The sequence below is a fragment of the Paracoccus fontiphilus genome (assembly GCF_017356265.1).
In the GTDB taxonomy this organism is placed as follows: domain Bacteria; phylum Pseudomonadota; class Alphaproteobacteria; order Rhodobacterales; family Rhodobacteraceae; genus Paracoccus; species Paracoccus fontiphilus.
This window is the reverse complement of the sequence record NZ_JAFNAW010000133.1, coordinates 1-3,506: the sequence shown is the minus strand read 5'-3', so window position 1 is coordinate 3,506 and position 3,506 is coordinate 1. Positions and strand designations below refer to the sequence as shown.

Here is a 3,506-nt window from a genome sequence, read left to right as displayed (position 1 = left end):
GGCGACCGGCGCGGCGCGCGCAGGGGGCTGGCTCTGGCGGCGGGGGGCGGGGTCGCGTTCCTGGCGGTCAAAGCCCTGGAATACGGCCGCGACCTCGCGGCGGGGGCGGGCATGGACAGCCACCCGTTCTTCACCTTCTATTTCCTGCTGACCGGCTTTCACGCCGCCCACGTGATCGCGGGCGTGGCGGTCTTGGCGCTTGTCGCCCTTCGCGTGCGGCCCGACGCGGTGCAGGCCGGCGCGATGTTCTGGCACATGGTCGATCTGGTCTGGGTGATGATCCTGCCGCCGATCTACCTGATGGGATAGGACATGGGACCGATGAACCGCACCTGGGCGACGCTGATCGCGCTGACGGCCGCCACGGTCCTGCTGGCGCCCCTTCCGGGCGTGGCGGCGATGGCGGGGTTTCTGGTGCTGGCATGGCTGAAGGCCCGCGCGATCCTTGGCGGGTTCCTGCACCTGCGGGGGGCGCCCGGCTGGCTGGGCGCGGTGACGGTGCCGCTGGCGCTGTGGATGGCGGCCATGTGGGCGCTGGCGGCCCTGGCCTTCAGATGACCTTGCTCAGCGCGCCGAAGGCGTCGGCCTGGGCCAGTTCCTCAAGCCGCGAGACCGAGGCGATCGCGGCGCTGGACTGGTTCACCCGCACGCCCAGCTCGCGCAGGCGCCCGAAGGCGCGGCTGAGGCTTTCGGGCTTCATGCCCAGCCTGCCCGCGATCAGCGCCTTGTCATAGGGCAGCACGACCGTGGCGCTTTCGGCGCCTTCGGGGCAAAGCTCCAGCAGGAATTCGGCAACGCGCTGCGCGCCTGACCGGGCCTTCAGCTGCTCGATCTGTTCGACCAAACCCTGCAGGTGCATGAACGTGGCCGACAGGATCGAGATCGCGGCCTCGGGGTGGGTCTTCAGCAGATCCAGGAACAGGCGGGCAGGGACGACGATCAGCTCGCAGGCGGTCACCGCCTCGGCCGAAACGGGATAAGCGGCGCGGCGCAGCGCGATGGGCTCGCCGAAGCCCTGGCCGCGGGTCATCACGCCCACCACGGCCTCGGCCCCGTTCGGGGCAATGCGGTAAAGCTTCATCCAGCCGTCGGCCACGACATGAATGGCCGCGGCGGTGTCGCCGTGCTGGAACAGCACCTGGCCCCGCTGCAGGCGCACCACATGGGACGCGTCCAGCAGCATGCCGCTGAGATCGGACGGAAGGGATGCGAAAAGCCGCGATTGACAGGCGATCTGGCGATGCGCGGCGGACAGCTTGATGCTCATCGGTCGGGCCTTTCGGAAAGGGAAAGCCGGGGCGGGCGGCGCCCGCCCCGCAAAGGCAAGGCCTACTGGACCTGCGCGAGGGCTGCGTCCATGCGCTCGCGCGCCTTCTTCGACAGCTTCGCGTCCTTGGCGGCATCCAGGTTCGCGGGCGCGTCGCCCACCTGGATCAGGCCGACCATGCCCATCGCGAAATGCGGCGTGCATTTCACGCCGTAAAGGCCCGGCTCGGTCACGGTCAGCGAGTATTCCTCGTTGATCTTGCTTTTGAAGGTCTCGACGCCTTCCGGCAGGATGTCCTTGATGGCTTCGACGTTGTGGCTCTTGTCGGTGGGCACGAAGTGGATCACGTCGCCGGGTTCGGCCTTCACGAAGGCAGGCTGGAACACCATCATCCCGGCTTCGCCCTTGTTCAGCATCTGGACCTCGTGCTCGGCGGCAAGGCCGGCGCCCGCAAGCGCGAGAACAAGGGCCGGAGCGGCAAGAAGGGTCATGCGTTTCATCTGTGGATCTCCTGAATGCGCGGACCCATCGTGGTCCGTTGCCAGGTGATCTAGTCCGAGTCGCGCCCGCCTACTTTGATCGAACGCAAACAACGCGACAGAGGGTCAGCCCTCGGGATCGGCAATCCGCGCCAGGCCCTCGGCGTCGATCACCGTCAGCTTCTGGCGGCCGCCCTCGACCAGGCCCTGCCCTTCCCAGGCCGACAGCAGCCGCGACACGGTATGCAGCGTGGTGCCCGTCATCTCGGCGATGTCTTGGCGCGTGATGGGAAAGTCGATGCGCGTGCCGCTCTCCTCTTTCCGGCCGGCCTTCTCGGCAAGGCGCAGGACGGCGTTGGCCACGCGGCGCTCGACCTCTTGCGTGGACATCTCGCGCAGGCGTGTATGGGCCTCGTCCAGGCGCTGACCGATGGTCTGCATGGCGTTGATGGCAAGGCGGGGATTGTTTTCCACGACGGCGTCCCAGTCCGCCATGGGCCAGCTGACCACGATCGATTCGACCGCCGCGCGCGCCGTGCCGGGATAGTCGGACCGGGCCAGCGCGCGGGCAAAGCCGAACAGGTCGCCCGGATGGACGACGCGGACGATGACCTGCTGGCCGTCGGGCGTGACCTGGCTGACCTTCAGCCGCCCGTGCAGCAGCAGGTAGAAGGCCGCCGCCTCGGCGCCTTGTTCGAAGACCGTTTCGCCCGACAGGACACGGCGCGGGGTGGCGCGCGTCATCAGCCGGGACAGGGCGGCAGGGTCCATCTGCCGGAACAGGGGCAGGTTGCGCACCAGGGAAATGTCGATTGCCACGCTTCGCGCCTTTCCAAGGGGTTTGTCCCTAGGTGACGCAAAACGCGACGAAAGCAAAGCGCCCGCAGCTTGCGCAAACGCAAAGAGCTTGCGGCGTTCCGTCGTATCGCTGACCTGACCGGCCCCAATCGACAGGAGTAGATGCCATGACCGATTCCAAACGCCCCCGCATTCCGCGTGGCCTGAAACAGGACGGGGCGGCGCTGTGGTCCTATGGCTTCAGGCCGTTCTTTCTGGGCGGCGCGATCTGGGCCGTGGCGGCCATGGCGCTGTGGATCGCGGCGCTGGCCCATGGGCGGCCCCTGGGCGGGGATTTCGGCGCCCCCCTGTGGCACGCGCACGAGATGGTCTGGGGCTTTGCCCCGGCGGTCCTGGCCGGGTTCCTGCTGACCGCGGTGCCGAACTGGACGGGCAGCCTGCCCGTGTCGGGCAAACCCCTGATCGCGCTTGCGGCGATCTGGGCCGCGGGCCGGCTGGCCATGGCGGGCGCGGCCCTGACCGGCGCACCCTTGGCCGCGCTGATCGACGCGGCCTTCCTGCCGGCCCTTCTGGCGATTGCCGGCCGCGAGATCGTCGCCGGCCGCAAGTGGAACGACCTGAAGGTCCTGGGGGGCTGCGCCGCCGTGATGGCGGGGAACCTGGGCTTTCACGCCGCCGTCCTGACAGGGGGCGATCCGCAGCTGTGGCTGCGTGCCGCCGTCGCGGGCTATGTGGCCCTGGTGCTGATCATCGGCGGGCGCATCATCCCCAGCTTCACCCGCAACTGGCTGAAGCAGCGGGGCGCCGAACGGATGCCCGCCCCCTATGACCGCTTCGACATGGGCGTGATCGCCTGCTCGGCCCTGGCGCTTGCCGCCTGGACCTTCGCGCCCGAGGCCGCGGCGACAACGGCGGCCGTCCTTGTCGCCTCGGTGCTGAACGCCGCGCGGCTGGCGCGCTGG

Annotated in this window: 6 protein-coding genes; 3 read left to right on the top strand and 3 right to left on the bottom strand. The window is 69.1% G+C overall.

Going from position 1 to position 3,506, the window contains the following annotated elements; all coding sequences use genetic code 11:
- On the top strand, positions 1-309 hold a 309-nt coding region (locus J0F76_RS20225; RefSeq protein ID WP_207472232.1), incomplete at its 5' end, for a cytochrome c oxidase subunit 3.
- 12 nt (positions 310-321) lie between these two features.
- Entirely contained in the window at positions 322-558 is a 237-nt protein-coding gene (locus J0F76_RS20220; RefSeq protein ID WP_242690480.1) for a cytochrome C oxidase subunit IV family protein, read from the top strand.
- Here J0F76_RS20220 and J0F76_RS20215 read toward each other — a convergent pair.
- The 3 genes from J0F76_RS20215 to J0F76_RS20205 form a co-directional block, all read right to left on the bottom strand.
- On the bottom strand, positions 551-1,267 hold the full coding sequence (locus tag J0F76_RS20215) for a Crp/Fnr family transcriptional regulator (RefSeq protein ID WP_207472230.1): 717 nt from the start codon (positions 1,265-1,267) through the stop codon (positions 551-553). The genes J0F76_RS20220 and J0F76_RS20215 overlap by 8 nt on opposite strands.
- Before the next feature lie 62 nt (positions 1,268-1,329).
- Positions 1,330-1,758 (bottom strand): pseudoazurin, encoded by a 429-nt coding sequence (locus J0F76_RS20210; protein ID WP_377706953.1) that lies wholly within the window; start codon positions 1,756-1,758, stop codon positions 1,330-1,332.
- A gap of 114 nt (positions 1,759-1,872) precedes the next feature.
- Positions 1,873-2,565 carry a cyclic nucleotide-binding domain-containing protein gene (locus tag J0F76_RS20205; protein WP_207472227.1) on the bottom strand — a complete coding sequence of 231 codons (693 nt, stop codon included), beginning with the start codon at positions 2,563-2,565 and terminating at the stop codon, positions 1,873-1,875.
- Positions 2,566-2,711: 146 nt separating this feature from the next.
- Here J0F76_RS20205 and J0F76_RS20200 point away from each other — a divergent pair.
- On the top strand, positions 2,712-3,506 hold a 795-nt coding region (locus J0F76_RS20200), incomplete at its 3' end, for an NnrS family protein (RefSeq protein WP_207472225.1).

Bases quoted from the DNA above. Each gene is read 5' to 3' on its own strand.
- J0F76_RS20220 (WP_242690480.1), top strand. From the start codon at position 322: ATGAACCGCACCTGGGCGACGCTGATCGCGCTGACGGCCGCCACGGTC.
- J0F76_RS20215 (WP_207472230.1), bottom strand. From the start codon at position 1,267: ATGAGCATCAAGCTGTCCGCCGCGCATCGCCAGATCGCCTGTCAATCG.
- J0F76_RS20210 (WP_377706953.1), bottom strand. From the start codon at position 1,758: ATGACCCTTCTTGCCGCTCCGGCCCTTGTTCTCGCGCTTGCGGGCGCC.